The organism is Kribbella solani, from assembly GCF_014205295.1.
In the GTDB taxonomy this organism is placed as follows: Bacteria; Actinomycetota; Actinomycetes; order Propionibacteriales; family Kribbellaceae; genus Kribbella; species Kribbella solani.
Genome location: NZ_JACHNF010000001.1, coordinates 7,012,726 through 7,039,480, shown reverse-complemented (window position 1 = coordinate 7,039,480; position 26,755 = coordinate 7,012,726). Strand labels below are relative to the sequence as shown.

Genomic DNA, 26,755 nt, shown 5'->3' with positions numbered 1-26,755 from the left:
GCAATGCTAATCCCGCGACCCCCACCGATGCCGAGTATTCGCGCGTCGCTCATCAAATGTTCGTGTTACCGCCGCGGCGGTACCGCTGTCCGGCTGAGGTCCGCCGCGACCACGATCTCGCCGGAGAACTCGGCCGCCGCCTCCGCGTGGAAGCGCTCGGGCTCCAGGTAGCGCTGGGAGAAGTGCGTGAGGACCAGTTTGCGTACGCCGCACTCCGCCGCGACCCGGGCCGCCTGCCGCGCGGTCAGATGCCCGAACCGCCGGGCCAGCTCCGCCTCGGACGACAGGTAGGTGGACTCGATCACGAGCAGATCGGCATCCTCGGCCAGCCGCAGCACGTTCTCGCACAACCGGGTGTCCATCACGAACGCGAACCGCTGCCCCGGTCGCGGCTCACTGACCTCGTCCAGGTGCACCGTCCGGCCGTCCACCTCGATCGATCCGGCCCGTTGCAGCCGACCGACGGCGGGTCCGGTCACCCCGTACGCGGCAAGCTTGCCGGGCAGCATCCGGCGACCGTCCGGCTCGAGCAGTTGATAACCGAACGACTCGATCGGATGCTCCAATCGGCGCGCCCACAACTGACCGAACGAGCCGACCGACAACAACCCGTCCGCCTCGACCGGCTCCTCCAGCAACTCGGCCCGCTCGAAGAACGACGCCGCGTACCGTAACCGGGTGAAATAGGTCTGCCCGGACGCCGGGTAGTGCGCGCGCACCGGATGCGGTACGTCGTCCAGTGACAGCCGCTGCACGATCCCGGGTACGCCGAGGCAGTGATCGCCGTGGAAGTGCGTCACGCACAGTCGCGTGATCGCGCTCGCCGGCACCCCGGCGTACAGCATCTGCCGCTGCGTGCCTTCGCCCGGATCGAACAGGAAACCCTCGTCGTCCCAGCGCAGGAAGTACCCGTTCTGCGTGCGTTCCCGGGACGGCACCTGACTGCCGGTCCCGAGAACCACGAGCTCACGCAAGCGCGGTCACCAAGGTCGACGACGACATGTTGCCACCGCAGGACACGACCGCGACCCGTTTCCCGGCCAGCTCGGTACGGCGCTCCCGCGCGGCCGCGAACGCGAGCGCCGCGGAGCCCTCGATCAACTGGTGCTCGGTGTCGATCACCAGCCGGAGCGCTGCGCGGATCGCGTCCTCCTCGACCAGCACCCAGTCGTCAACCAGTTCACGGCACAGGCCGAAGGTGATGCTGCCCGGCTCGACGCTGCCTGCCGTACCGTCCGACAGGGTTGGTTGCGCGTCGACCTGGACGATCTCACCGGCGCGTACGGACGCGGCCATCGCGTCGTCGACGGCCGGCTGCGCGCCGTACACGCGGATGCCGGGGAGGGCCTGCTTCAGTACCGCGGCGACACCGCTGATCAGACCGCCGCCACCCACCGATACGACAATCGCGTCCAGCTCCTCGGTATCGAGTTGCCCGCCGGCCGTGCGTAGCTGGTCAAGGATCTCGACGGCGATGGTGCCTTGCCCGGCGATGACGTCCGGGTCGTTGTACGGCGGAACGTACGTCAGACCATGATCGGTCGCGTACGCCCGGGCCTTCAGTTCCAGGGCGCCGGTGTCGTTGCCTTCGGCCCGTAGTTCCAGGCCGAGCCGACGGAGGGCGGCCACTTTGCCCGGTGCGGCGTTCTCCGGCAGGTACACGATGCCGTGTCCGCCGAGCATCGCCAGCGCGTTGCCGACGCCGAGGCCGTGGTTGCCGGTGGACGCCGTGATCACCCCGGCCGCACGTTGCGCGTCGGTCAGGGTGAGCACCTTCGCCAGCGCACCACGCGCTTTGAACGAACCGGTGCGCTGCTGGTGCTCACATTTCACCAGCAGCTCGGCACCCAGCTCGTCGCTGAACGCGTCGTACCGAACGAACGGCGTCGGCGGCAGATACGCCCGCAGGCGCGGGGCAACCTCCGCCGCCCGTCCGGCAACCTCAACCACCCCGAAACCGCTCATCCCACACTCACTCCGCGCCCATCCGGGCCCACCCGGCTCATGCGGTGCTCATGTTGCGCTCATTCGGCTGGGCTCAGGCTGGTGCCGAGGGCTTGCCAGTCGAGCACCGGGGCGGCGAGTTTGCTGATCGTGGCGAGCAAGCCCAGCCGGGCTGCCCGGAGCTCCGGCTCCTTCGCCATCACCAGGATCTCGTCGAAGAACGCGTTCACCGGCTCCACCAGCACCGACGCCGCCGCGACGAAGTCAGCCAGCCCGGTCGGCGCCTCGCCGATCTTCTCCACCGCGCCATGCAGTACAACCTCGGCCGGCTCGGTCAGCTTGCTCGAGTCGTACGCCGCCTCGGTGCCCTCCGGAACAATCCGCCGCACCCGCTGCAACACGGCCACCAGATCGGCGAACTCACCGTTCCCGACCAGCCCCTGCAACGCCGTCAGCGCCTCGTCCGCCACCACCGGAGCAGTTGCCAACGGCAACACCGCGGCGACCTGAAGATGGTCGTCCCCACGATCGATCAGCTGCTGCTCGTACCGCCGGACCGTGAACTCGGCCACCTCCGCCAGCGATTCGGCCGGCACCTCGATGCCCTGGGCACCGATCTCGTCCGCCGCGGCCTGCAGCCCGACCGGCAACGTGATCGCCCGCAGCTCCGGGTGCTCGCGCAGGATCGCGACCACTCCGCCGGCCGCCCGCCGCAACGCGAACGGGTCCGAGCTTCCGGTCGGCTTCGCGCCGATCCCGAACAGCCCGGCCAGCAGATCGAACCGATCCGCCAGCGCGAGCAGCGCACCCGGAATCGTCGACGGCACCGGATCACCGGCCGATCGCGGCAGCTCCATGTCGTACAGCGCCTGCGCGACGCCCTCGGTCTCACCGGCGCGGCGCGCGTACTCGCGAGCCATCGTGCCGGCCAGGCTGGTCAGCTCGACCACCATCTGCGAACCGAGGTCGAACTTCGCCAGCTCGGCGGCCCGCTTCAGCGTGGTCAGGTCGTCGCCGCCCAGCTCGACCTTCGCGGCCAGCGACTCCGCGATCCGGCCGATCCGCCCGGCCCGGTCGGCCATCGACCCGAGCCGCTCCTCGAAGGCCAGCTTCTCCAGCTCGCCCTTCATCGACTCCAGCGGCGTGTCCAGATCGGCCCGCCAGAAGAACGCCGCGTCCTCGTACCGGGCCCGCAGCACCGCTTCGTTGCCGGCCCGGACCAGGTCGGCGTCGACCGAACCGTTGGCCACGGCAACAAAATGCGGGAGCAGCTTGCCGTCAGCATCCCGGACCGGCAGGTACCGCTGATGCTTGCGCATCACCGTGGTCAGGATCTCGCTCGGCAGGTCCAGGTAGTCGGCCTCGAACCCACCCAGGATCGGCGTCGGCTCCTCGATCAGGTTGACGATCTGGTCGACCAGCGCGGCCTCGCCCTCGACGTCGACCGTGCCCTGGACCTTCGCGGCCAGCTCGGCGGCGGCGTCGACGATCTGGGACCGCCGGCGGGCCGGATCGGCCTCGATCCCGTGGATCCGCAGCAGGTCCAGGTACCCCTCGGCGGCCGCGATCTCCACCTTCGGCTGGGCCGCGGTCCGGTGTACGCGGGTGGTCCGGCCGGCCGCGAGCGACGACACCGAGACCGGTACGACCTGATCGCCGAGCAGCGCGACCAGCCAGCGGATCGGCCGGGTGAACGACAGGTTCGCGTCGTTCCAGCGCATGTTCTTGTCCGAGCGCAGCCCGGCGACGATCTCCTTCAGTACGCCGCTCAGCACCTCGGCCGCGGCACGGCCCGGGTCCGGCTTCGTCACCGCGACGTACTCGACGCCGTCGACGTCCAGGGCGTGCAGCTCGCTCGCGTCCACCCCCTGACCACGGGCGAACCCGGCGGCGGCCTTGGTGACATTGCCGTCGGCGTCGTACGCGGCCGACTTCCGCGGACCACGGACCACCCGGTCGGCGTCCGGCTCGCCGGCCTGCACCTCGGCGACGAACGCGACCACGCGCCGCGGCGTCGCGTACGTGGTGATCCTGCCGTGCCCGAGCCGGGTCGCGGCCAGCTTCTCCTCCAGCGCGGTCTGCACCGCCGCGGCCGTCTTGGTGACCTCCGACGGCGGCATCTCCTCGGTGCCGATCTCGAACGTCAGCTGCCGCGTCCCGCTGCTCGCCGGGAACTCGGTCGGCTCCTCCGCCGCGGGCGGCAGCTCGGCCTGACCCAACGGGTGTTTCAGCTCGTCGCGGCGCTCGGCCCACAGTCGCGACACCTCGCGCGCCAGCGTCCGCATCCGGCCGAACGCCTTGGCGCGCTCGGTCGTACTCACCGCGCCGCGGGCGTCCAGCACGTTGAACGTGTGCGAGCAGCGCAGTACCTGAATGTGCGCCGGCACCGGCAGCCGGTCGTCGATCATCCGGCGGGCCTCGTTCGCGTACTCCTCGAACAGGCGCTTCTGCGACTCCACGTCGGCGTCGTCCAGGTAGTACCTGCTCATCTCGTACTCGGCCTGGCCGAACGCCTCACCGTACGAGATGCCCGGCGCGTACGCGATGTCCTTGAAGTGCGAGACGCCCTGCAGCGCCATCATGATCCGCTCGATGCCGTAGGTGATCTCCACCGACACCGGGTCCAGCGTCATCCCGCCGGCCTGCTGGAAGTACGTGAACTGGGTGATCTCCAGGCCGTCCAGCCAGACCTCCCAGCCGAGACCCCACGAACCGGTCGCCGGGTTCGCCCAGTTGTCCTCGACGAACCGGACGTCGTGCGCGTCGATGTCGATCCCGAGCGCGGTCAGGCTGTCCAGGAACAGTTCCTGCGGGTTCCCCGGGTCCGGTTTGAGCACGACCTGGAACTGGGTGTGCGTCTGCAGGCGGTTCGGGTTCTCGCCGTAGCGGGCGTCGTCCGGGCGGACACTCGGCTCGACGTACGCCACCCGCCACGGCTCGGGACCGAGCACCCGGAGGATCGTGGCCGGGTTCAGCGTCCCGGCACCGACCTCGGTGTTGAACGGCTGCACGACCATGCAGCCGCGGTCGGTCCAGTACTTCGTCAGCGCCAGCAGCGCGTCCTGCATGGTGAGCACAGCAAACCTCATGCCATCGTCCGAGGGGGTATCCGGTCAGAAAGTCTATCGGTGCACCTGTCTACAGTTGTCCGGTGACCTCGCCCAGGCACGCGGCAGTAGTCCGCTAGTCCCCGTCCCCCGCTCCCCGGCGCCACCACGGCGTCCGGGTGAGCCGTGCTGGCCATTTTCACTCCGCACTGGCAGGGACGACTCATGGACGACGTCATCGCCGTCGACGACGGCATCTCCGCGGACCGGGCACTGCGCCTGATCAACCGCGGCTCCGCACTTCTTTGGACAGGTGATTTCCAGAACGCGAAACAACTTCTCGCCGCGCTCGGGCGGCGAGTGCCGGCCATCCGGATCGGCTCCTTTCCCAACCAGCGCCGCCGCCAGGCCGAGCGCGTCCGGGTCCTGAACGCGCTACTGATCCCCCTGGCCGATCACCGGGTCCCGCTGCGGCGAGCACCCGACGTACGCGCCGCCTGCGATCAGGCCTATGGCCCGTCCGGCGGTGAGCGGACGGTTCCGTTGCGGGAACTGCTGGGTGTCATCGGAGCGCATCAACTACGACTCCGAGGCGTGCACGTACCCGCGCTCGGCGACCGCATCCATCCGCACTATGGCGTGTTCGCGCCGACCAGATCCGAGTACGCCGATCTGGTTGCCGAGCAACCGCTGCCGGCCGCGGGCACCGCGTTCGACGTCGGCACCGGAACCGGGGTGCTCACCGCGATCCTGGCCCGCCGCGGGGTTCGGCAGCTGGTTGCCACTGACAACAACCCGCGCGCGGTCGCCTGCGCCCGCTCGAACTTGGCACGCTTGCAGGTCACCGCCACCGTGCTGGAGACCGACCTGTTCCCGCCCGGTACGGCGGATCTCATCGTGTGCAACCCACCATGGATCCCGGCGAAGCCGCTCACGCCGCTCGACCAAGCGGTCTACGACGAGGACAGCCGCATGCTCCGCGACTTCCTCGGAAAGTCCCGCGAGCATCTCCGGCCAGGCGGGGAGGTGTGGCTGGTGATGTCGGATCTCGCCGAGCACCTGGGCCTGAGGCAACCGGACGAGATACCCCTCCTGGCCCGAACCGCCGGCCTCACGCTCAGCGGCCGACGGCACGTCAGCCCACACCACACCCGAGCACGAGCCCAAGAAACAACCTCCCTCTGGCGCCTGACGTAGCAGGTCCGATTCGGGCGGGAGCGGGGCTGCTGGGTTCGTGTCTACTATCGGCGGGTGACGGTTACTGATGCGGGTGGGGCGGTCGACGCGGTTTGGCGGATCGAGTCGGCGCGGATCATCGCGGGTGTGGCCCGGATCGTGCGGGACGTCGGGCTGGCCGAGGAGCTGGCTCAGGACGCGCTGGTGGCGGCGCTGGAGCAGTGGCCCGAGTCCGGCGTACCGAAGAATCCGGGTGCCTGGCTGATGACGATCGCCAAGCGGCGCGCGATCGACCTGATCCGGCGCAAGGAGACGTACCAGCGCAAGCTCGCCGAAATGGGCCATGAGCTGGAGATCGACGGCGAGAGCGTCGAGGACGACGTGGAGGCCATCCTCGAAGACCACATCGAGGACGACCTGCTCCGGCTCGTGTTCACCGCCTGTCACCCCGTACTCACCATGGACGCCCGGGTCACGCTGACGCTGAAACTGCTCGGCGGCCTGAAGACCGATGAGATCGCGCGCGCGTTCCTCGCCCCGGAGCCGACGATCGCGCAGCGGATCGTCCGGGCCAAGCGCAACCTGGCCAAGGCCGGCGTCGAGTTCGAGGTGCCGTCCGGCCCGGACCTGCTGGATCGGCTCTCGTCGGTGCTCGAAGTCGTGTACCTGATCTACAACGAGGGGTACTCCGCGACCGCCGGCGACGACTGGATGCGGCCGGCGCTGGCCAACGAGGCGATGCGGCTCGGCCGGCTGCTCGTGGAGCTGATGCCGACCGAGCCCGAGGTCCTCGGCCTGCTCGCGCTGATGGAGCTGCAGTCGTCCCGCGCGGGAGCCCGCACCGGCCCCGACGGCGAGCCGGTGCTGCTGCTCGACCAGGACCGCCGCCGCTGGGACCGGCTGCTGATCCGGCGCGGACTCGAAGGCATCGACCGGGCCTGGGCGCTGGAGAAACCACCTGGCCCGTACCTGCTGCAAGCCGCCATCGCCGCCTGTCACGCCCGCGCGGCCGACCCCGAAGACACCGACTGGGCCCGGATCGCCGGTCTGTACGCGGTCCTCGCCCAGGTCGCGCCCTCGCCGGTCGTGGAGCTGAACCAGGCGGTCGCGATCTCGATGGCGTTCGGTCCGGCGCGCGGCCTGGAAGCGGTGGATCTGCTCGCGGACGAGCCGTCGCTGAAGGACTACCACCTGCTGCCGAGCGTACGCGGCGACCTGCTCTTCAAACTCGGGCGGTACGCCGAGGCGCGGGCCGAGTTCGAGAGGGCCGCCGGGCTGACCCGCAACGAACGCGAACGCAAGCTGCTGCTCGAACGGGCTGCCGTCAGCGAAACTGAAATGTGATCCACGTCACAGACAGTCGAGGCTGATCCTCCACGGTCGACGCAGAGGTGAGACGGTCACCGAAAGCAGGAGGAAATCATGGACACCGTAGCCTCGAAGGACGGGACGAAGATCGCGTACGACCGGCGGGGCAGCGGGCCCGCGCTGGTACTGGTCGACGGCGCGCTGTGCTGCCGGGCGCAAGGACCGATGCCCGAACTGGCCGAGCTGCTCGCGGACCGGTACACCGTGTACAACTACGACCGGCGTGGGCGCGGGGATTCCGGGGACGCGGCCGAGTACGCGGTCGAGCGGGAGATCGAGGACCTGGCCGCCGTGATCGAGGCGGCCGGCGGGTCAGCGTTCGCGTACGGGTCGTCGTCCGGCGCGGCGCTGGCGCTCCGGGCGGCCGCGGCGGGGCTGCCGGTCGAGAAGCTGGTCGCGTTCGAGCCGCCGTACGTGGTGGACGACAGCCGCAAGCAGATCCCGCGCGAGTGGGTCGCCGAACTCCAGGCGCTCGAGGCGGGCGATGCGATCAGGTACTTCTTCACCAAAGGGATCGGGCTGCCCGGGATCTTCGTCACGATGATGAAGCTGATGCCGGCCTGGAAACCGATGAAGGCGATCGCGCACACGCTGCCGTACGACGCTCAGGTGGTCGGCGAGAACTGCTTCGGCGACCCGATGGGCTCCGCCCAGTGGGCCGCGATCGACGAGCCGGTCCTGGTGGTGAACGGGGGCAAGAGCCCGACCTGGATGAAAACCTCCACCAGATCCCTCGCCACCGCCGTCCCCGGCGCCCGGCACAGGGAAATCCCCGGCCAGAACCACGTCATCAAGGCCGCCGCCATCGCCCCAGTAATCGCCGACTTCTGTCGCTGACACGACCACGCCCGCCCGCGCCCGCGAGGCGGGCGCGGGCGGGCGTGAGACAGATGCCGAAACGGCGCTCAGGCGGTGATGCCCAGCACTGGTTGTCGGCGCCGGTGTTCGGCGCTGGGACGAGCGGTGTGGTCAGGCGCCGGTGATGAGGGCGGCGGCGCCGGTGCGGGCGGCGTCGAAGCGGGCCTGGGCGTCGGCCCAGTTCACCACGTTCCACCACGCCTTGACGTAGTCCGGCTTCACGTTCTTGTACTGCAGGTAGAACGCGTGCTCCCACATGTCCAGCATCGCGATCGGGATCTGGCCGGCCGGCAGGTTGCCCTGCTGGTCGTACAGCTGGTGGATCAGCAGCTTGCCGCCCAGCGCGTCCCAGCCGAGGATCGCCCAGCCGGAGCCCTGGATGGTGGTCGCGCTCGCGGTGAAGTTCGCCTGGAAGCTGTCGAACGAGCCGAAGAACTCGTCGATCGCGGCACCCAGCTCGCCGTCCGGCTTGTCGCCGCCGTCCGGGGACAGGTTCTTCCAGAAGATCGAGTGGTTGACGTGCCCGCCGAGGTTGAAGGCGAGCGTCTTCTCCAGCCCGACGATCGCGCCGAAGTCACCCTTGTCGCGGGCCTCGGCCAGCTTGTCCAGGGTGTCGTTCAGGCCCTTCACATAGGTCGCGTGGTGCTTGTCGTGGTGCAGCTCCATGATCTCGCCGGCGATGCTGGGCGCCAGGGCGCTGTAGTCGTACGGGAGGTCTGGAAGCGTGTACGTGGTCAACTCTGCTCCTTCGTCGGGGCCCTCAGGGCCGATATCTGCGGTGTCCTCAGCCAGCGACACCAGCTTGAAACTTCAACCACGGTTGAGGTCAAGCCGCCACGCGGGCAACGCGGCACCTTCGACCGGTGCCCGGTACGACCGCGATCACACACCCGCGCACGGACCGGACACCCCCAGCTTCACATACTCACCCCGACGATCCACGCGCGAGTCTCACCGCGACCCGGGCGCGGCCTTCAGCTCCACCCGCAGGGCCTCGGCGAACACCTCGGGCGCGTCCGCGAAGCCGGTGTGCCCGCCCGGGAACCGGGTCGGCTCGATACCGAGCTGGGCGGCCAGCGCGGTGGACGTACGGTCGCACAGCTGCCCGGTGGAGTCGGCACCGATCCCGATCACGATGTTGGCCGTACGCAACTGAGCCACGTCCGGCAGCCAGGTGATGCTCTCGCGCATCTCGTGACCGAACCAGAACCGCTCCGCCGCGACGTCCTCCGGGTCGCGCTCGCCGCCGAACATCTGCTCGACCACCTCGTCCGGGATGAAGATGTTCGCCACCGCGAAGGACTGCTTCCACGCTCCGGTCACGTCACCCGCGAGGTAGTCGGCCATCATCTTTTCCGACTTCGCCAGCAGCTCGTCGGCGTCCGGGAGCAGCCGGTCGAGCGGCGGCTCGTGCGCGATCACGGTACGGATCAGCCGCGGGTACGCCTGCGCCAGCGCCAGTGCGGTGACTGCTCCGCCGCTGGAACCGAGGACGACGGCCGGACCGGCGTCGACGTGCCGGATCAGCCGGGCCAGGTCGTCGGCCCGCTGCTCCGGGGTGGACGTACCGCCGGGTGCGAGCGTGCTGCGCTTCACACCGCGCGGGTCATGCGTCAGCACGGTGTACTCGGATGCGAGCAGGCCGGCCAGCGGCGCGAACGCGTCGGCGTCCATCGGTGCACCGATCAGGACGACCAACGGTCCTGAACCGCGCAGTTCGTAGTACAACTCGGCCTCGGGAACCACCAGTTTGTTGTTCATGTCCCTTCCACGAACGGACGTGGCGGGAATGGACAGGTGGTTCCCGAGGATCTCGGATCAGTGCTGGAACAGGTCCGAGTCGAAGTCGGCTTCCTCGACCACGCGGCGTACCTCGACCTCGCCGTCCAGCGCCTCGGCCAGCCGGGCGGCCCACTCGATCGCCTCGTCCCGGTTCCGGACCTCGACGACGATCACGCCGCCGACCAGCTCCTTGGTCTCGGCGAACGGGCCGTCGGTGACGGTCCGGCGGCCGTCCGCGACCTTCACCCGGGCACCGAGCGAACTGCGGTGCACGCCCTCGGCGAACAGCAGCACCCCGGCCTTGGAGAGGTCCTCGACCACCTTGCCGACTCCCTCCGCCACCTCCGGCCCCGGCAACTTCCCGGCCTCGCTGGCGCCATCTGCCTTGTTGATGATCATGTATCGCATTGCGGCTGCTCCTCGTGTTCTCGGTCGATCTCTTACTCTCACGTCGAGCGGGCCGGCACCGGATCGACACCCGGATTCAGATCAGTTCCTTGGTCAGCTCGTACAGCCTGCGCGCCGCCCGCGGATCGAACGTCTTCAGCCCTGGATCGACCGGCCGGCCCACCGCGCGCAGGATCAGCCGCTCGGCCGGCTGCGCTTCCAGTACCTCCAGGGTGTCCCGTACGCTCTCGGCCGCCGGCTTCGCGAACAGCGCGGCGCTCACCTTGGCCAGGGCGCGCAGCGGCTGCGGCAGGTGGTTCGTCCCGCTCTTCGTGTACGGCGGCTGGATGCCGAAGTACTTCGTCCGGCCGTCCGGGTGGTTCTGCAGGTAGTGCACCGCGAGCAGGTCATTGGCCCGTCCGCCACTGATCGTCGCCTTCACCGTGCTGTACTTCCGCGCGAACTGCAGGTCGTCCCAGTTGACCGCGCCCTTGGTGATCCCGGTGGCGCCGAGGTTCGCGATGATCGGGTTCTCGCCGCGCTCCAGCAGCTCGGTCAGGCCGAAGCTCAGGATGAAGCGGCTCAGGTAATAGAGCACGAACGTACCTTCGAGTCCGTCGACGGTCTCCCGGCGCCTCACGAACGGCACCATCGCGGCCAGTACCAGCACGTCGAGCTTGTCGTACCGGCTCTCGAGCTCCTTGATCACGCGGTGGTTCTCCGCGACGGACAGCAGGTCCGCGTGCAGGAACACGGCGGTTCCCGGCAGCTCCCGGGCCGCGGCCAGCAGGTCCTCGCCCCGCGACGGCGTACTGCCGATCACCGTGACGCGCGCGCCGGCCCGTAGGTAGTGCAAGGCGATCTCCCGGCCCATGCCGGTAGTGCCGCCGGCCACCACTACATCCTTCATCCGTTTCAGCTCCCAAGTCATCGATCGATGACTTAGACCGTAGAGCCGCCCCCGGTACGATGTCAACGAGCGATGACTTAAGCTGGGTGGATGGCGCACAAGCGGGATCGGGAGGCGACCCGGGCCAAGTTGCTGGAGTGCTCGCGGCTGCGGTTCGCCCGCGACGGGTACGACGGCACCAGTGTCCGGGACGTGGCCGGCGACGTCGGTGTCGATCCGGCGCTCGTGTTCCGCTACTTCGGCTCCAAGTCCGGGCTGTTCACCGAGGCGATGGCGAGGTCGTCGGAGCCGGTGATCCTGCCCGACGGGCCGGTGGAGGAGCTGCCGGCCAAGCTGATGCGGCAGTTGGTGTTCGAGGACTGGGCCGAGTACGCCGGGGAGCACCCGCTGATCGCGATGCTCCGCTCGGCCGGTCACGAGGACATGAAGGACCGTCTCCGCCGGCAGGTGTGTGACGGCTATCTGGGCGTGCTGTCAGACCTTGCCGACGGCAACGAAGACAAGCACCTCCGGACCGAGCTCTTCGCCGCCTGGCTGCTCGGCATCGGCATCCTCCGAACCGCCGTGGGCACCCCGGCCCTCGCCGACGCCACCGAGGACGACCTCCGCCCCCACCTGGCCGCCGTCGCCGAAGCCCTCTTCGGCCGCACGGTTCCGACGGACTAGTTCGGCTGGTCGCCGTTCGGGTGGTAGGCGCAGGCGTCGGCGAGGTCCTGGGTGGGACCCGGGGGTGACGTCGGGGTGCTGGTCGCGGTGACCGGTTTGCGAGTGGTGGTGGGCTTGGGTGCCACCGGTGTACTGGTCGCGGGCGGCGGCGCCGATTCCAGTGCGGTCTGTACGGTCTCGCGGAGCGCCTTGTAATCCGGGTGCAAGTACTTCAGGCGCAACTTCTCCGGATCCAGCGTCACGTTCGACACCGTGCCGGACTTCACCTTCAGCCCGAGCTCGACCAGCGCCGGCAGCAGTTCCTGCGGGATGTCGGTACGGAGCAGGTGCCGGCCGGCCTTCGCGATCGCCTTGTACTTGGTGACGAGCGTCTGCGGGTCCGCCGCGTCGACGATGCTCTTGATGACGCAGCGCTGCCGGACCTGCCGCTGGTCGTCGTCGGCGCCGTACCGGCCGCGAGCGAACCACAGCGCGTGCCGGCCGTCGAGGTGCTGCTTCGGGCCGGGCTCGATCCATTCCTTCGGCGGGATGTGCGAACTGCTGACCCCGCCCATCGCGACCCGCTCGTTGACGTTCACGGTGATCCCGCCGAGCGCGTCCACGATCTCCGGGAAACTGCGCAGGTTGACCTGGAGGTAGTAGTCCAGCTTCAGCCCGGTCGCTTCGCCGACCGACTCCTTCAGTACGTCCGCGCCCTCATTGTCCGACGGGCCGAGAATGCCGGGATGCGCGTCCGGGATGTTCTGGTACATCGCCGTCAGCATCCACTCCAGCCGCCCGTCCAGGCTGAGCCCTTCCTTGCCGAAACCGTTCGGGTAGAACCTGGCCAGCGGCGAGTCGGCCGGGAACGGCATGAAGGTCAGGTTCCGTGGCAGCGAGATCAGCGCGGTGTTACCGGTCTTCGTGTCGATGCTCGCGACGATCACCGTGTCCGTCCGCACCCCTTCGCGGTCCGGCGCGTCGTCGCCGCCGAGCAGCAGCAGGTTCAGCCGCGGCCGGTCCTCCCACGGGTCCTTGACGTTCACGGTCGCCGGCCGGGTCGCGCTCTTGCTCTCCTCCTGCCCCTGGAAGACGTCCTGCACGAGCGTCCGCTGGGCCAGCACGGTCTGGACGCCGATCGCCGACGGCGCCGCGACCGCGAAACACAGCAACCCGACGAACGCCGCGCCGAGGACCCGGCCGCCGGCGCTTCCCGTTGCCGGACGCAACGAACGGTGCGAGGCGACGATGACCACGATCCAGAGCATCGCGAGGACGCCGATCAGGATCGACGTCTGCAGCAGCCGGCTCGGTACCACCGCGGCCGCGAGCACCTCGTCGCGCCGGGTCAGCCCGACGTACACGCCGAGCCCGACCAGCCCGAGGAACACGGTGAGCACGAACGCACCCAACCGCCGGCGACCGCCGATGATCAGCCCAACCCCCGGAAGCAGTGCGCCGACCAGGGTCAACCCCAAAAGCTTTGGCATCGACCGAGGTTGTTCCTGGCCTACGTGCGCACGTCTCCCCATGGCTCCCCTGTCGCCGTCCACCACCTCCAGTGTGCGCCACCCACCGCACCCCTTACCTCTTCAGACGTGTTACACAGTTAATCGGTTGTCCATCTGCCCGATCGGGCAGGTAGGTTCGGCGGTCGTGCGGATACTGATGCTGGGTGGAAACGGGTTTGTCGGGCGCGCGATCGTGGCGGACGCGCTGGCACACGGGGCCGAGGTGACGTCGTTCAGCCGCGGGCAGAGCGGGCCGCTGCCGGCCGGGGTGACGGAGCTGGTCGGCGACCGGTCGACCGGCGACTACACCGCGCTGCGGACCGGCGAGTGGGACGCGGTGGTCGACCTGAGCGCGTACCGCACTCGCGACGTCGACCAGGCGATGGACGTACTCGGCGATCGGGTCGGGCGGTACGTGTTCGTGTCGAGCCACGCGGTGTACGCGCGTGACCTCCCGCCGGGTACCGACGAGACCGCGCCGCGACGTGACCCGATGCGCGATGCGGAGGAGTTGACCAACGAGACCTACGGGCCGTGCAAGGTGGCGTGTGAGGACGACGTGGTCGAGCGGTACGGCACCCGGGCGACGCTGGTACGCCCCGGCCGGGTGACCGGACCGGGTGACTCGTCGGACACGGTGCTGTACTGGATCCGGCGTGGTGCGCGGGGTGGGCGGGTCGCGCTGCCGACGAAGCCGGAGCACCCGTTGCAGTTGATCGACAGCCGGGATGTCGGGCGGCTGGTCGTGCAGCTGATCGCGGATGGACGGGACGGTGCCTTCAATGCGATCGGCCCGGAGTCGACTCTCGCGGAGCTGATCGAGGTCGCGGCCGAGTTGGCGGGTACGACGGTTGAGCTCGTACCTGTTCCCAGGGATGCCGTGCCGGAGTGGTTCCCGCTCGTCGAGGCAGAGACCGAGTGGAACGCCCGCCGACGCAACCCGGCGAAGGCCCAGGCGGCCGGGATGCCGGTCACGCCGCTGCGGCAGACGGTCGCCGATGTACTCGACTGGGATCAAGGCACAGCGGAGCTGACCGTCGGCCTGACCCCAGAGCAAGAAGAAGAGCTTCTCTCTGGTCTTTAGTCAGGTAGTGCGAGGGTTTTGCCGGCGTCGCGGGCGGCGTTGATCGATCTGGTGAGGGTGTCTTTCAACGCGTTCGCCTCGTCGGCGAAACCTTCTACCACCGACGTGTCCCCGGCTGGTTCGGTACGCGCCAGGAGCTCGATGTAGCGATCGCCGTCGCCCAGTGCGGCCTCGGCTCGAAGGGCGGCATCGGCGGAGCGTACGCGGTCGGCGTACCGATCCAGCAGATCCACCTTGCGCCGGATCGCGTCGACCGACAACGCCAGCGCCCGCCGCTGCGGTCCGAGCACCGCATCCAGCTCGGCGGTCGCCATCCCCCGCGCGATGTCGTGCTGCCGCGCTCGCAACACCGTCTGCTCGCGCAGCACCTGCGCGATGTCCCACAACTGCTCCGGCAGCACCAGCTCGTTCTTCACGTCGTCGAGCAACCCGCGCCGGGTAACCGTTGCCTCAAGCACCGTTTTGACCGCGCGCTGCGCCCGCCCCAGCAACCGCCCGGCCGCGTCGTCGAAATCCTCCGGCAGCAGGTACTTCCCGTGCTGCACCCGGACCGCCTTGTGGCCGCGATCCTCGGCCATCGTCTTCACCACGATCCCGCCGGTGGCAACCACCGCGATCCCGGCCAGCACCACCGAGATCCATCCCGCCACCGCGGTCGGCAGCGTCGCCGCCATCACGATCAGCGCGAGAATCCACCCGCCGACGCACACCCCGATCCATACCAGCAACGAGCCGAACGTGCTCCCCGGCGCCGCCGACCAGGAGGTCTCCCGCCGCGGCCGCGGCGCGTCCGCCGCCACGAACAACTCCGGCCTGCGCTCGTACAACCGCCGTACGCCGTCCGGCACACCCGGCGCGAACACTGGCTCCACCGCCACCTCCGGAGTCGTTGTCAGTACTCAGCGTAAGGGGTGTCTGGTGCTCCCACGCCGTGCCGAGTGCCGCGCAGTAGGCGTGGGAGCACCAGACACCCCTTCACCGGGTGGACAGGCCGTCGAGGAAGACGCCGAGGCCGAATTCGAACAACTTGTCCAGGTCGTAGTCGAAGTCGAAGTCGTCGGCGAGCAGGTCGCCGAAGGCGGTCAGGTTGCCGGCCGCGATCATCGCCGCCAGCTGGTCGCCCTGCCGCAGTACCCACTCGTCGGCCGTCACGCCGGTGTCCTGCTCGGCCTGCGCCTCGGCCTCCATCACCAGCGCGATCCCGCGCACGTACGCGAACAGGCTGATCATCGTCGAGAGCGCCGCGCTCTTCTCGAAACCGCGCAACGCCCCGAGCACCGCGTCGGTGTGCGGCAACAGTTGCGGTACGAGTTGCGGCCGGCTGAGGCTGATCGCACTGGCCAGCCAAAGGTGCTTCCGGTACGCCGCCCAGTGCACCCGCGCGACCGCAGCGATCGCGTCCCGCCAATGTGCCGGCGCCGGACCCAGCGGGAACTCGCCGATCGCCGCGTCGACCATCTGTACGACCAGCGCGTCCTTCCCGCCGACGTACCGGTAGAGCGCCATCGTCGACACCCCGAGCTCGGCCGCGATCCGCCGCATCGACAGCGCGGCGAGTCCTTCCGCGTCGGCGATCGCGATCCCCATCTCCACCACCTCGGCCCGGTTCAGGTCGAGCGAACCGTCCGGCAGTACCCGCCGCTCCGGCGCGGCACCGTCGGCACGGCGGGTACGCGGCGGTGGACCCACCACGGTCCCGACTCCCGGTGACGGGTGCACGAGCCGCTCCTGCTGCAGCACCTGAAGTGCCTTGGTCGCGGTCGCCATCGCCACCCCGAAGTCGCGGACCAGCGCCCGCGTCGAGGGCACCCGCTCCCCCGGCCGCAGTTCCCCGTCCTCGATCCGCTGCCGCAGTTCCGCCGCGATCGCCAAGTACGGCGCGTCACTCATCAAGCCTCCCAAACTAGTGCGCGTACATCGTACGCGCACTAGTTCAGGATGAGACCACTGCTGACATGTCAGATTAGGTAAGGCTATCCTCCATCGCATGCACGAACTGGTGGGGCTGACCGGCGCCGAGCTGCGCCTCGGGTATCACGGCCGGCATGTCGTCGACGGCGCGTCGCTGCGGATCGAGGCCGCGAGCGTGACCGCGCTCGTCGGGCCGAACGGCAGCGGCAAGTCGACGCTGCTCCGCGCTCTGGCCCGGCTGCACCAGCCGGACGCGGGCAGCATCACGTTCCCCGGCGGCGACGACGCGCTCGCCCTGTCGGCGAAGGAGTTCGCCCGCAAGGTCACGCTGCTGTCGCAGTCCCGGCCGACCCCGAACGGCGTCCGCGTGCGCGACGTCGTCGGGTACGGACGGCACCCGCACAAGGGCCGCTGGCGCAACGACGACGCGGACGGCCCACGGGCGATCGAGCACGCGATGACGGTCACCGGCGTACGCGCGATGGCCGACCGCGCGGTCGACGAGCTGTCCGGCGGCGAACTGCAACGCGTCTGGCTCGCGACCTGCCTCGCACAGGACACCGGCGTCCTGCTGCTCGACGAACCGACCACCTTCCTCGACCTGCGCTACCAGATCGAGATTCTCGACCTGATGCGCGAACTCGCCGACGAGCACGGAGTTGCCGTCGGTGTCGTCCTGCACGACCTCAACCAGGCGGCCGCGGTGGCCGACCGGATCGCGCTACTCGATCAGGGGCGAGTACGCGCGACCGGTACGCCGGAGGAGGTCCTGCGGGCCGGCGCGCTGACCGAGACGTACGGCATCCGGATCGAGGTCGGCACCGATCCGGCCACCGGCCTGGTCAGCACCCGCCCCATCGGCAAGCACCTGTCCCGCGTCACCACGATCTGAAAGTCATTCTGATGAGACGAACCGCCATCGCTCTGGTCGCTGCTGCCCTGCTGTCCCTGACGGCGTGCGGCACCAGCGAACCGACCACCTCCGACGACACGTCGACCGCGGCCGCGCGGCCGGTGTCGCTGACCGACGCGCGGAACAAGAAACTCGACCTGAAAGCCCCGGCCGCGAGGGTGGTCGCGCTCGAGTGGAACGCGGTCGAAAGCCTGATCTCGCTCGGCGTGATGCCGGTCGGCGTCGCGGACGTCAAGGGGTACACGAACTGGGTGACCGCCGAGAAGCTGGATCCGTCGGTGAAGGACGTCGGGACCCGTGGCGAGTCCAGCGTCGACGCGATCGTTGCCCTGAACCCCGATCTGGTCGTCACCACCACCGACGAGTCGGCGAACACGATCGCCCAGCTGGAGAAGGCCGCGCCGGTGCTGGTGCTGCGCGGCGCGGACGCGGCGAACGCGATCCCGCAGATGAAGACCAACCTGGACCTGATCGGCCAGGCCACCGGCAAGCAGGAGCAGGCGAAGCAGCTGACCGCCGGCTTCGACCAGGCAGTTGCCGAGGGCAAGAAGAAGATCGCCGACGCGGGCAAGGCCGGTACCGGCTTCACGATGTCCGACGGCTGGAAGCAGGGCAGCACGATCTCGATCCGGATGTACACCTCCGGCTCGCTGCTCGGCGCGGTCGCGGCCGAGCTCGGCCTGAAGAACGGCTGGACCGGCGCCGGCGACAAGGTGTACGGGATGGCGCAGACCGATCTGGAAGGGCTGACCAAGCTCCCGAACGGTACGTTCCTGTACATCGCGAACAAGAACGACGGCGGCGACGTGTTCGGCGAGGACCTGGCCGGGAACGCGATCTGGAAGAACCTTCCGTTCGTGAAGGCGGGCAACGTCCATCGCCTGCCCGACGGTATCTGGATGTTCGGCGGGCCGAAGTCGGCCGAGCAGTTCGTCGACGCCGCCGTCCAGGCAGTCACCTCTTGACCCAGGTCACCGCGCCGGCTGCCGAAACCCTCCGGCAGCCGGTCCGTACGGTGCGCGTGGCCGGCGTTTTCGTGCTGGTCGCGGCGGCGATCATCATGCTGGCGGCGGTACATCTGACGCAGGGCACGTCCTCGATCGGGGCCGGGGATCTGGTCCGGCTGGTGATCGGCCGCGGCTCCGACGACGCGCAGAACGTACTGATCGCGTCGCGCTTGCCGCGGTTGCTGGCCGGCGTACTGGTCGGGGTTGCCCTCGGCGTAGCCGGCGCGGGACTGCAGTCGCTGGCGCGAAACCCGCTGGCCTCGCCGGACACGCTGGGCGTCAACGCGGGCGCGTACCTGGCGGTCGTGGTCGTCTCCGCGTTCGGGATTCCGCTGCCCGTCCTGTCGGCCGGCGGCGTCGCGTTCCTCGGCGGGCTGGCGGCCGCGGGTCTCGTACTCGCCCTGTCCGCCGGTGGCGCGACCGGGCCGACGCGGCTGATCCTCGCGGGGTCCGCGGTCGCGATGGCACTCGCGGGCGTGACCACGCTGCTCCTGCTGCTGTACCGCGAGGAAACCGTCGGCACGTTCGCCTGGGGTGCCGGCACGCTCGTCCAGACCGACCTGCACGCGGTCACCCAAATGGCGCCGATCGTTGCCCTCGGCATCGTCGGCGCGTTCCTGCTGGCGGCGAAACTGGACATCCTCACGCTCGGCGACGACACCGCGGCGGTCCTCGGCGTGCACGTACGCCGGGTACGCATCCTGACCACGCTGGTCACGGTCCTGCTCTCCGCCGCCGCGGTCACGGTCGCGGGACCGGTCGGTTTCGTCGGCCTGGTCGCGCCCGTACTGGTCCGGCTGATCGCCCCGATCGTTCCGGGCGTACTCCGGCATCGCGTCCTGCTCCCGCTCTCCGGCCTGGCCGGCGTCCTGGTCGTACTCGCCGCGGACGTCATCCTGCGGGCGCTGTTCGGCGGCCAGGCCGGCGTGGAGATCCCGACCGGCATCATGACGATGGTCGTCGGCGCGGGCGTCCTGGTCTGGCTGGCCCGGCGGCACCGCGATTCCGGGCGCTCTCCCGGCGGCACAGGTTCCGGTGTACGCAGTCGGCGCACGTTCTGGCTCGTCACGATCGCCCTTGTCGTTCTGTTGGTCGTGGCCCTCGTCGGCGCGATGCTGACCGGCGACGCCTTCCTTCGTACCGGCGACCTGGTCAACTGGATCAGCGGTCGCTCCGGCCGGGCAATCACGTACGTCCTGGACCAGCGCATCCCCCGCGTACTCTCCGCGATACTGTGCGGCGCCGCGCTCGCCATCGCCGGTACGACCGTGCAGGCCGTCTGCCGGAACCCGCTCGCCGAACCAGGCATCCTCGGCATCACCGGCGGGGCCGGCGTCGGCGCCGTGACGATCCTGATCCTGGTGCCGTCGGCAAGCATCTGGTTGCTGTCCGGTACGGCAGCCGTCGCCGCGCTGCTCACTTTCGGCCTGGTGTACGTCGCCTCCTGGCGCGGCGGCCTCAGCTCGGACCGGCTCGTACTCATCGGCGTCGGCGTCTCGTCGGCCGCGACCGCCATCACCACGCTGCTGATCGTCGCGACCGACCCGTGGAACCTGAGCCTCGCCATGACCTGGCTCTCCGGCAGCACCTACGGGCGTACGCTCCCGCAGATCGTCCCGGTCACGATCGCGCTGGCCGTACTGACCCCGCTGATCGTGCACGTACGACGGGAGCTGGATCTGCTCGCGCTGGACGACGATGTCCCCCGCATCCTCGGCGTCCGGCTGGAGCGGACCCGGCTGGTGATGCTGCTGGCGGCAGCGCTGCTGACCGCGGCGGCGGTCTCGGCGATCGGCGTGGTCGGTTTCGTCGGCCTGGTCGCCCCGCACGCGGCCCGCGCCCTGGTCGGCGGCCGGCACGCCCGGATCCTCCCGGTCGCGGCACTGCTCGGCGCCGTCCTGGTCAGCCTCGCCGACAGCCTCGGCCGAACCCTGCTCGCCCCGGCCCAGATCCCAGCCGGCCTCCTGACCGCCCTGATCGGCGCGCCGTACTTCGTCTACCTGCTCTGGCGCACGCGCGTGCCCACGCGCTGACGCCATGTCAAGATGGACGGCATGCTGCGCGAACTGCAACTCACCGGCAACCCGGACGCCGACCAGCTGCTCAACGACGACCCGTTCGCCCTGCTGGTCGGGATGCTCCTGGACCAGCAGTACCCGATGGAGCACGCCTTCTCCGGACCGCTGAAGATCGCGAACCGGATGGACGGTTTCGACCTGCGCAAGATCGCCGCGGCCGACGTGGAGGAGTTCGTCGAGCTCGCCGTCACACCGCCGGCGATCCACCGGTACGGCGGGTCAATGGGCCGCCGGGTACACGCCCTGGCCCAGGAGATCCTCGACAAGTACGACGGTGAAACCAGCAACATCTGGCTGGCCGGGCGCCCGAAGCCGGACGGGGCCGAGGTGCTGAAGCGGCTGAAGGCGCTGCCGGGCTTCGGCGAGCAGAAGGCGAAGATCTTTCTCGCGCTGCTCGGCAAGCAGCGCGGCGTGCAGCCGAAGGGCTGGCGTGAGGCCGCCGGCAACTACGGCGACCGCGGCTCCCGGCGCTCGATCGCGGACGTCACCGACGCCGCGTCGCTGCTGGAGGTCCGCAACTTCAAGAAGGCCGCTAAGGCCGCCGCCAAGGCCTGATCGCGGCTCGGCGCCGCACGCGCGGCGTGCTGCTGCTCGCAACCGCCGCCTGCCACCTGCTGCTGCTCGCAACCGCCGCGCGCTGCCTGCTGCCTGCTGCCTGCTGCCTGCTGCCTGCTGCCTGCAACCTGCCGCGACACCTGGGCATCATCTGTTCCACCGCTGTGCGGGTTGTCCCTTGTGCCGCAGGCGTTTCCCTGCGGACGGCGGCGTACCGACTTATGCTCGGTGCAGCCACTGAAGGAGAGCGGATGGACATCCGGGATCTGGATCGCCGGGCCGGCGCGGTGCTCGGGGAAGTCGTCATGCAGGTACGCGCCGAGCAGTTGTGGTTTCCGACCCCCTGCCCCGACTGGACCGTCCGCGGCCTGCTCCGGCACGTGGTCAGCCAGAACGAGGGCCTGGCCGCGGCCGCGCAGAACGGCTCCGCCACCGTGCACACCTGGAACGGTGGCCGCCTCGCCGACAACCCGGCCGGCGCGTACCGGCGGTCGAACGTCCGGGTCGCGGACGCGTTCGCCGACGGCGGCGCGCTGGACCGGCTGGTGGAGGTCCGCGAGTTCGGCTCGTTCCCGCGCCGGATCGCGCTGACCTTCCACCAGCTCGACTGCGTCGTGCACGCCTGGGACCTGGCCCGCGCGATCGACGTCCCGTACAACCCGCCACCGGACATGGTCGAGCTGGCGCTCACGCTGGCCCGCCGGATCCCCGACACCGACGCGAACCGCGGGCCGGGGTACGCGTTCGAACGCGGCGTCAAGGTGTCCGGCACGTCCTCCGACCTCGACCAGCTACTCGGCCTCCTCGGCCGCAACCCGGACTGGGTCTCCCCGCTCGACTGACCCCTCCGGCAACCCGACCGAGTGCTCCGGCAGCCCGCTGCGCTCAGGCAGCCCGCTGTACTCCGGCAGGTCGATGGCGTCCGGCTTCACCCGCGCCATTTTGGCCAGCGCGCCGGACATCATCGGCGAGGTCATCACCCGGAGCACCAGGTCGCGGTACGCGATGCCGAACGACGACATCGGCATCGCCATCTTCAGCCCACCCGGCGGAAGCTCCATCCGCTGCTCCACGTACGCCTGCATCCGGGCCTGGTACGCCGGGAACGCGCGGGCGTGATCACCGTTCGCCGCGGCCAGTTCGCCCGCGAGGACGTACGCCCCGACGAGCGAGAGCGCCGTACCGTGACCGGCCATCGGGGAACCGCAGTACCCCGCGTCACCGACGAGCGTGACCCGGCCGCGGGACCAGTCCGGGACGACGACACGGCTGGTGGTGTCGAGGTAGAAATCGTCCGCCGCGTCCAGGCCGGCCAGCACCTTCTCGGCGTGCCAGCCGAGACCTTCGAACCGCGACCGAACCAGCCGCTTCTGCGCCGCGAGGTCCTTCCGGTCGTAGTCCAGCACCGGCGAACGGAAGCTGAGCAGCACCTTCGCGAACCGCGGGTCGCGGTCCGGCCGCAGCGCGATCCAGCGACCACCCGGAGCGGTGTAGATCTTCATCCAGTGCTGCAGGTCTTCCGGTGTCTCGATGGTGAAGTACGAGGTGTAGCCGCCGAGGTGGTGAACGAAGTCCGCCTCCGGCCCGAACGCGAGCCGCCGCACCCGCGAATGCACACCATCCGCACCGACCACCAGATCAAACCGCCGCTCGCCCCCACTCGCGAAAGTAACCTCAACCCCACCACAGCCGCCGCCGGTGCTGGTGCCGCTGCTGGTGCCGCTGCTGATGCCGCTGCTGGTGCCGCCGCTGCTGCGGCTGAGGGTGGCGGTGCTTGGTTCGCTCGGCTCGAGGTCCTGTCGCAGGGCGGTGATCGAGTCGCCGTACAGGTACTCCACGTCGGTGGTCGCGTCGGTCAGGAGCTCGGCCAGGTCGCCGCGGAGGATCTCGATCTCCGCGACCGGGCCGGCGCCGTCGAGCGCCTCGGCCGCCATCGCCGCGGTCCGGCGCCCGTCGGCGCGCACGTACTCGAGGCCGCGCTCATGCACCTGCCGCCCGGCCACCGCCGGCATCAGTCCCATCCGCTCGGCGACCACCCGCGACACCCCACGCAGATCCACGGTCTGCCCACCCGGCCGCGGCCCCGGCGCGATCTCCACCACCGTCGGCGCGAACCCGAACCGCCGCAACCAGAACGCCAACGCCGGCCCCGCGATCCCACCACCGGAAATCAGAACAGTCTTCATAACTCCCACTCCTTCAACTAGTGCGCGTACGCCGTACACGGTGCACTAGTTCAAAGCCAGAACGCCACCGCGCACTAGTGCACCGGCCGAGGTGCACTAGCTGTGTCCAACGACAGGAAGTAGTGGCGATCGCGGCTGTCGGTTGTGCTTGTCTGAGCCTGGCGCGCGCCTTGAAGCGGGACTACTTCCTGTCCTTAGGGCACGCAGTCAGAGGGTGAGGGCTAGGCGGGTGGCCTGGTCGATGGCTTGTTTGGCGTCTAGCTCGGCGGCTACGTCGGCGCCGCCGATCAGGTGGATCGGTCTGCCCGTTGCGCGGAGCGGCTCGGCTAGGTCGCGGAGTGGTTCCTGGCCGGCGCAGATCACGACCGTGTCGACCGCGAGCACCTGGGGGTTCTCCCGCTTCGGCCCGAAGCTGATGTGCAGCCCTTCGTCGTCGATGCGCTCGTAGTTCACCCCGCGCAACTGCTCGACCTGCTTGGCTTTCAGCGCCGCCCGGTGCACCCAACCGCTGGTCTTACCCAGACCGGCACCAATCTTCCCAGCCTTCCGCTGCAACAGATACACCTTCCGCGGCGACGCCTCCGGCCGCGGCACTCCCAGCGCCGCCTGAACCGTCACCGGGTCCGCGACACCCCACTCCGCCTGCCACGCCACCAGATCCAGCGCGGGCGACTCCAGCGTGGTCAGGAACTCGCTCACATCCACCCCGATCCCACCGGCCCCGATCACCGCGACTGTCTCCCCCACGGGCTTCCCGCCCCGCACCACCTCGACGTACGAGAGCACCTTCGGGTGATCAATGCCGGGAATAGCCGGCACCCGCGGCACCACCCCGGTCGCGAGCACGACCTCGTCAAACCCGTCCAGGTCCGTCGGCGTCGCGCGACGCCCGAGGTGCACCTTCACTCCGGTCAGTTCGAGTCGCCGCTGGTAGTACCGGATCGTCTCCGCGAACTCCTCCTTGCCCGGGATCCGACGCGCGATCCCGAACTGTCCACCGAGCTCGTTGCTCGCCTCGAACAGCTCGACCCGATGCCCGCGCTCGGCCGCGGTCACCGCCGCCGCGAGCCCGGCCGGCCCAGCACCGACGACCGCGATGCTCTTGGCCCGGCGGGTCACCTCCAGCCGCAGCTCGGTCTCCCGGCCCGCCCGCGGATTGACCATGCAGCTTGCCTTCTTCTTCGCGAACACATGGTCCAGACAGGCCTGGTTACAGGCGATACAGACGTTGATCTCGTCGGCCCGGTCTATTGTTGCCTTGAGCACCCATTCCGGATCGGCCAGGAACGGCCGGGCCATGCTGATCAGATCGGCGTCGCCGCGGGCCAGTACCTCCTCGGCGACCTGCGGCAGGTTGATCCGGTTCGAGGTGACGACCGGGATCGACACGTGTGGTTTGAAGGCCGCGGTCACGCTGGTGAACGCCGCGCGCGGGACCGACGTAACGATGGTGGGTACGCGGGCCTCGTGCCAGCCGATGCCGGTGTTGATGATCGATGCCCCGGCCGCCTCGATCTCGCGGCCGAGCGTGATCACGTCGTCCCAGGTCTGACCGCCTTCGACCAGGTCGGCCATCGACAGCCGGTAGATGATCAGGAAGTCCGTGCCGACCCGCTCCCGGGTACGCCGGACGATCTCGACCGCGAGCCGGCGCCGGTTCTCCGGGCTACCGCCCCAGCGATCGGTGCGCCGGTTCGTCCGCTCGGCCAGGAACTGGTTGATGAAGTACCCCTCGGAGCCCATGATCTCGACGCCGTCGTACCCGGCGTCGCGGGCGAGCGCGGCACAGTCGGCGTACGCGGCGATCTGCCGGCGAACGCCCCGGTCGGAGAGCGCCCGCGGTTTGAAGGGGTTGATCGGAGCCTTCAAGGCCGACGCCGAGACGCTGAACGGGTGGTACGCGTACCGGCCGGCGTGCAGGATCTGAAGTGCGATCCGGCCGCCTTCGGCATGCACCGCATCGGTCAGCAACCGGTGCCTGGTCGCCTGTTTCGTACTGGTCAAGGCCGAACCGAAGGGCGTCAGCCAGCCGGTACGGTTCGGCGCGTACCCGCCCGTGACCATCAGGCCGGCACCGCCGCGCGCGCGTTCGGCGAAGTACGCGGCCAGCTTGGGCAGATCGCTCAACCGGTCCTCGAGCCCGGTGTGCATCGAACCCATGATCACCCGGTTCGGCAGCACGACGTGCCCTAGATCCAACGGTTCGAGCAGATGCGGGTACGCGCTCATCGGCTGTCCTTCCGGAGGGCATCGATCACTTCGTCGCACCAGGCCACGAAGGACTCCTCGGCGCGGATACCGCCGCGCAGGACGAGGTACTGGTGCAGGTCCCGGCCGTGCAGCTCGGCCGCCTTCGGGAAGTCGCGCTTCCGGATCCCGCGGTACACCTCGAGCCGCGTCGCATGCTCGGCCCGGTGCCGTTCGACCTCCTTCAGGACCACGCCGGCGTCGCCGAGGGACGCGCCGCGGAGCTTCACGCCGAGCCCGTCGCGCAGTACGGCGGGGTCCTCCGGCGCGGCCAGCCACCGGGTCAGCTCGGCGCGCCCTTTGCCCGCGATCCGGTACACCTTCTTGTCCGGCCGGCCCTCCTGGGCGATCTCGGTGTGCTTCACCCAGCCGGCCTCGTCCATCCGGCGCAGCACCCGGTAGATCTGCTGATGCGTGGCCGGCCAGAAGTACCCGATCGACCGGTCGAACCGCCGGGCCAGCTCGTACCCGGAGCCGGCCCGCTCGGTCAGCGAGACCAGGATCGCGTGCTCCAGCGCCATACCCGCACTGTAACTATGCAACTCGTTGCACTGCACCTGATTGCAATTCAGGTCACAGTCGGCGGCCGGATCGGTTACCACCGGTTTGAGAGAATGGTTGCAGACGCCTTGTATTCATCACCAATGCATCTGGAGCACCATGGACCACCAGGCCCACCCGACCACGACCACGCTCCCCGGGATCGGCATCCGGTACGACCTCGTCACCGAGGCCGGAAAGCACGTCTCGGTGGTGGTACACAACGACGGCCGGCGGTTCCTCGGTTTCCACAAGCCCGATGACGACGACGAGTGCCAGGCGTCCGTGCCCTTAGCCAAGGGCGAGGCGGCCGCGCTGGCCCGGCTGCTGGTCCCGGAGCAGATCGACCCGGTCCGCGGCGAGATCGAGATCGACCTGGTCACCGAGCACATCCCGATCACCGCCAAGTCGCCGTACTCGGGCCGCACGCTCGGTGACACCCAGGTCCGCAGCCGGACCGGCGCGTCCATCGTCGCGGTGCTCCGCCGGACCGGCGCGACCCCGTCGCCGACGCCCGACTTCCGGTTCGCGATCGGCGACACCCTGGTAGTGGTCGGCACCCGCGAAGGCGTCGATGCCGTTGCCGACCTGATCGCGGGTGGGTGA

24 protein-coding genes are annotated in these 26,755 nt (G+C 69.6%); 11 read left to right on the top strand and 13 right to left on the bottom strand.

All coding sequences use genetic code 11. The features are described 5' to 3' along the window. Positions 1 to 65: 65 nt before the first annotated feature. The 3 genes from HDA44_RS32605 to HDA44_RS32595 are packed head-to-tail and all read right to left on the bottom strand — an operon-like array spanning position 66 to position 5,033. Entirely contained in the window at positions 66 to 974 is a 909-nt protein-coding gene (locus HDA44_RS32605; protein ID WP_184841064.1) for a ribonuclease Z, read from the bottom strand. Beyond that, on the bottom strand, positions 967 to 1,965 hold the full coding sequence (locus HDA44_RS32600; protein ID WP_184841062.1) for a pyridoxal-phosphate dependent enzyme: 999 nt from the start codon (positions 1,963 to 1,965) through the stop codon (positions 967 to 969). The genes HDA44_RS32605 and HDA44_RS32600 overlap by 8 nt, the downstream gene beginning before the upstream one ends. Before the next feature lie 59 nt (positions 1,966 to 2,024). Continuing rightward, positions 2,025 to 5,033 (bottom strand): glycine--tRNA ligase, encoded by a 3,009-nt coding sequence (locus HDA44_RS32595; protein WP_202887686.1) that lies wholly within the window; start codon positions 5,031 to 5,033, stop codon positions 2,025 to 2,027. A gap of 183 nt (positions 5,034 to 5,216) precedes the next feature. Between HDA44_RS32595 and HDA44_RS32590 the strand changes: the two genes are divergently transcribed. The 3 genes from HDA44_RS32590 (at position 5,217) to HDA44_RS32580 (ending at position 8,372) form a co-directional block, all read left to right on the top strand. Further along, a complete protein-coding gene (locus HDA44_RS32590) occupies positions 5,217 to 6,188 on the top strand; it encodes a methyltransferase (protein WP_184841060.1) in 972 nt (323 codons plus the stop codon). A 54-nt stretch (positions 6,189 to 6,242) separates the two neighbouring features. Then, positions 6,243 to 7,511, top strand: coding sequence for a sigma-70 family RNA polymerase sigma factor (locus tag HDA44_RS32585; RefSeq protein WP_184841058.1), 1,269 nt, complete (start codon positions 6,243 to 6,245; stop codon positions 7,509 to 7,511). A 78-nt stretch (positions 7,512 to 7,589) separates the two neighbouring features. After that, on the top strand, positions 7,590 to 8,372 hold the full coding sequence (locus HDA44_RS32580) for an alpha/beta fold hydrolase (RefSeq protein ID WP_184841056.1): 783 nt from the start codon (positions 7,590 to 7,592) through the stop codon (positions 8,370 to 8,372). A 132-nt stretch (positions 8,373 to 8,504) separates the two neighbouring features. Here HDA44_RS32580 and HDA44_RS32575 read toward each other — a convergent pair whose 3' ends face one another. The 4 genes from HDA44_RS32575 to HDA44_RS32560 all read right to left on the bottom strand — a co-directional run bounded on the left by HDA44_RS32575 (position 8,505) and on the right by HDA44_RS32560 (position 11,472). Next, the gene (locus HDA44_RS32575; protein WP_184841054.1) at positions 8,505 to 9,131 is read right to left on the bottom strand and encodes a superoxide dismutase; all 627 of its coding nucleotides are present in this window, start codon (positions 9,129 to 9,131) and stop codon (positions 8,505 to 8,507) included. 213 nt (positions 9,132 to 9,344) lie between these two features. Further along, a complete protein-coding gene (locus tag HDA44_RS32570) occupies positions 9,345 to 10,154 on the bottom strand; it encodes an alpha/beta fold hydrolase (RefSeq protein WP_184841052.1) in 810 nt (269 codons plus the stop codon). 57 nt (positions 10,155 to 10,211) lie between these two features. Beyond that, entirely contained in the window at positions 10,212 to 10,583 is a 372-nt protein-coding gene (locus HDA44_RS32565) for a YciI family protein (RefSeq protein ID WP_184841050.1), read from the bottom strand. A 76-nt stretch (positions 10,584 to 10,659) separates the two neighbouring features. Further along, positions 10,660 to 11,472: an SDR family NAD(P)-dependent oxidoreductase gene (locus HDA44_RS32560; protein ID WP_184841048.1), complete on the bottom strand. Its 813-nt coding sequence runs from the start codon at positions 11,470 to 11,472 to the stop codon at positions 10,660 to 10,662. A gap of 90 nt (positions 11,473 to 11,562) precedes the next feature. On the opposite strand from HDA44_RS32560, the gene HDA44_RS32555 reads away from it, so the two are divergent. After that, positions 11,563 to 12,138, top strand: a complete 576-nt coding sequence (locus HDA44_RS32555) for a TetR/AcrR family transcriptional regulator (protein ID WP_184841046.1) — start codon at positions 11,563 to 11,565, stop codon at positions 12,136 to 12,138. On the opposite strand, the gene HDA44_RS32550 is transcribed toward HDA44_RS32555, so the two are convergent. Continuing rightward, a complete protein-coding gene (locus tag HDA44_RS32550; protein ID WP_238352601.1) occupies positions 12,135 to 13,607 on the bottom strand; it encodes an LCP family protein in 1,473 nt (490 codons plus the stop codon). The genes HDA44_RS32555 and HDA44_RS32550 overlap by 4 nt on opposite strands. Positions 13,608 to 13,773: 166 nt before the next feature. Here HDA44_RS32550 and HDA44_RS32545 point away from each other — a divergent pair, with 166 nt between their 5' ends. Then, positions 13,774 to 14,712 carry an NAD-dependent epimerase/dehydratase family protein gene (locus HDA44_RS32545; RefSeq protein WP_184841043.1) on the top strand — a complete coding sequence of 313 codons (939 nt, stop codon included), beginning with the start codon at positions 13,774 to 13,776 and terminating at the stop codon, positions 14,710 to 14,712. Here the strand turns inward: HDA44_RS32545 and HDA44_RS32540 are convergent. Next, on the bottom strand, positions 14,709 to 15,584 hold the full coding sequence (locus HDA44_RS32540; protein WP_337906679.1) for a hypothetical protein: 876 nt from the start codon (positions 15,582 to 15,584) through the stop codon (positions 14,709 to 14,711). The genes HDA44_RS32545 and HDA44_RS32540 overlap by 4 nt on opposite strands. 103 nt (positions 15,585 to 15,687) lie before the next feature. Next, positions 15,688 to 16,602: a GntR family transcriptional regulator gene (locus HDA44_RS32535; protein ID WP_184841039.1), complete on the bottom strand. Its 915-nt coding sequence runs from the start codon at positions 16,600 to 16,602 to the stop codon at positions 15,688 to 15,690. Positions 16,603 to 16,699: 97 nt separating this feature from the next. Here HDA44_RS32535 and HDA44_RS32530 point away from each other — a divergent pair, with 97 nt between their 5' ends. The 5 genes from HDA44_RS32530 to HDA44_RS32510 all read left to right on the top strand — a co-directional run bounded on the left by HDA44_RS32530 (position 16,700) and on the right by HDA44_RS32510 (position 22,018). After that, a complete protein-coding gene (locus HDA44_RS32530) occupies positions 16,700 to 17,515 on the top strand; it encodes an ABC transporter ATP-binding protein (RefSeq protein ID WP_184841037.1) in 816 nt (271 codons plus the stop codon). An 11-nt stretch (positions 17,516 to 17,526) separates the two neighbouring features. Continuing rightward, positions 17,527 to 18,501 carry an ABC transporter substrate-binding protein gene (locus tag HDA44_RS32525; protein WP_184841035.1) on the top strand — a complete coding sequence of 325 codons (975 nt, stop codon included), beginning with the start codon at positions 17,527 to 17,529 and terminating at the stop codon, positions 18,499 to 18,501. Next, entirely contained in the window at positions 18,498 to 20,576 is a 2,079-nt protein-coding gene (locus HDA44_RS32520; RefSeq protein ID WP_184841032.1) for an iron ABC transporter permease, read from the top strand. The genes HDA44_RS32525 and HDA44_RS32520 overlap by 4 nt, the downstream gene beginning before the upstream one ends. Before the next feature lie 21 nt (positions 20,577 to 20,597). Beyond that, positions 20,598 to 21,176 carry an HhH-GPD-type base excision DNA repair protein gene (locus HDA44_RS32515; RefSeq protein ID WP_184841030.1) on the top strand — a complete coding sequence of 193 codons (579 nt, stop codon included), beginning with the start codon at positions 20,598 to 20,600 and terminating at the stop codon, positions 21,174 to 21,176. 251 nt (positions 21,177 to 21,427) lie between these two features. Then, positions 21,428 to 22,018 carry a TIGR03086 family metal-binding protein gene (locus HDA44_RS32510; protein WP_184841028.1) on the top strand — a complete coding sequence of 197 codons (591 nt, stop codon included), beginning with the start codon at positions 21,428 to 21,430 and terminating at the stop codon, positions 22,016 to 22,018. Here HDA44_RS32510 and HDA44_RS32505 read toward each other — a convergent pair. The 3 genes from HDA44_RS32505 to HDA44_RS32495 form a co-directional block, all read right to left on the bottom strand. After that, positions 21,968 to 23,362 carry an FAD-dependent monooxygenase gene (locus HDA44_RS32505; protein ID WP_184841026.1) on the bottom strand — a complete coding sequence of 465 codons (1,395 nt, stop codon included), beginning with the start codon at positions 23,360 to 23,362 and terminating at the stop codon, positions 21,968 to 21,970. The two genes, HDA44_RS32510 and HDA44_RS32505, sit on opposite strands and share 51 nt — an antisense overlap. A 207-nt stretch (positions 23,363 to 23,569) precedes the next feature. After that, positions 23,570 to 25,591 (bottom strand): NADPH-dependent 2,4-dienoyl-CoA reductase, encoded by a 2,022-nt coding sequence (locus tag HDA44_RS32500; protein WP_184841024.1) that lies wholly within the window; start codon positions 25,589 to 25,591, stop codon positions 23,570 to 23,572. After that, the gene (locus tag HDA44_RS32495; RefSeq protein ID WP_184841022.1) at positions 25,588 to 26,130 is read right to left on the bottom strand and encodes a PadR family transcriptional regulator; all 543 of its coding nucleotides are present in this window, start codon (positions 26,128 to 26,130) and stop codon (positions 25,588 to 25,590) included. The genes HDA44_RS32500 and HDA44_RS32495 overlap by 4 nt, the downstream gene beginning before the upstream one ends. A gap of 139 nt (positions 26,131 to 26,269) precedes the next feature. On the opposite strand from HDA44_RS32495, the gene HDA44_RS32490 reads away from it, so the two are divergent. Then, the gene (locus tag HDA44_RS32490; protein ID WP_184841020.1) at positions 26,270 to 26,755 is read left to right on the top strand and encodes a cation:proton antiporter regulatory subunit; all 486 of its coding nucleotides are present in this window, start codon (positions 26,270 to 26,272) and stop codon (positions 26,753 to 26,755) included.

Bases quoted from the DNA above. Each gene is read 5' to 3' on its own strand.
- HDA44_RS32600 (WP_184841062.1), bottom strand. From the start codon at position 1,965: ATGAGCGGTTTCGGGGTGGTTGAGGTTGCCGGACGGGCGGCGGAGGTT.
- HDA44_RS32595 (WP_202887686.1), bottom strand. From the start codon at position 5,033: ATGAGGTTTGCTGTGCTCACCATGCAGGACGCGCTGCTGGCGCTGACG.
- HDA44_RS32590 (WP_184841060.1), top strand. From the start codon at position 5,217: ATGGACGACGTCATCGCCGTCGACGACGGCATCTCCGCGGACCGGGCA.
- HDA44_RS32580 (WP_184841056.1), top strand. From the start codon at position 7,590: ATGGACACCGTAGCCTCGAAGGACGGGACGAAGATCGCGTACGACCGG.
- HDA44_RS32570 (WP_184841052.1), bottom strand. From the start codon at position 10,154: ATGAACAACAAACTGGTGGTTCCCGAGGCCGAGTTGTACTACGAACTG.
- HDA44_RS32565 (WP_184841050.1), bottom strand. From the start codon at position 10,583: ATGCGATACATGATCATCAACAAGGCAGATGGCGCCAGCGAGGCCGGG.
- HDA44_RS32560 (WP_184841048.1), bottom strand. From the start codon at position 11,472: ATGAAGGATGTAGTGGTGGCCGGCGGCACTACCGGCATGGGCCGGGAG.
- HDA44_RS32555 (WP_184841046.1), top strand. From the start codon at position 11,563: ATGGCGCACAAGCGGGATCGGGAGGCGACCCGGGCCAAGTTGCTGGAG.
- HDA44_RS32550 (WP_238352601.1), bottom strand. From the start codon at position 13,607: ATGCCAAAGCTTTTGGGGTTGACCCTGGTCGGCGCACTGCTTCCGGGG.
- HDA44_RS32535 (WP_184841039.1), bottom strand. From the start codon at position 16,602: ATGAGTGACGCGCCGTACTTGGCGATCGCGGCGGAACTGCGGCAGCGG.
- HDA44_RS32530 (WP_184841037.1), top strand. From the start codon at position 16,700: ATGCACGAACTGGTGGGGCTGACCGGCGCCGAGCTGCGCCTCGGGTAT.
- HDA44_RS32525 (WP_184841035.1), top strand. From the start codon at position 17,527: ATGAGACGAACCGCCATCGCTCTGGTCGCTGCTGCCCTGCTGTCCCTG.
- HDA44_RS32515 (WP_184841030.1), top strand. From the start codon at position 20,598: ATGCTGCGCGAACTGCAACTCACCGGCAACCCGGACGCCGACCAGCTG.
- HDA44_RS32510 (WP_184841028.1), top strand. From the start codon at position 21,428: ATGGACATCCGGGATCTGGATCGCCGGGCCGGCGCGGTGCTCGGGGAA.
- HDA44_RS32505 (WP_184841026.1), bottom strand. From the start codon at position 23,362: ATGAAGACTGTTCTGATTTCCGGTGGTGGGATCGCGGGGCCGGCGTTG.
- HDA44_RS32500 (WP_184841024.1), bottom strand. From the start codon at position 25,591: ATGAGCGCGTACCCGCATCTGCTCGAACCGTTGGATCTAGGGCACGTC.
- HDA44_RS32495 (WP_184841022.1), bottom strand. From the start codon at position 26,130: ATGGCGCTGGAGCACGCGATCCTGGTCTCGCTGACCGAGCGGGCCGGC.
- HDA44_RS32490 (WP_184841020.1), top strand. From the start codon at position 26,270: ATGGACCACCAGGCCCACCCGACCACGACCACGCTCCCCGGGATCGGC.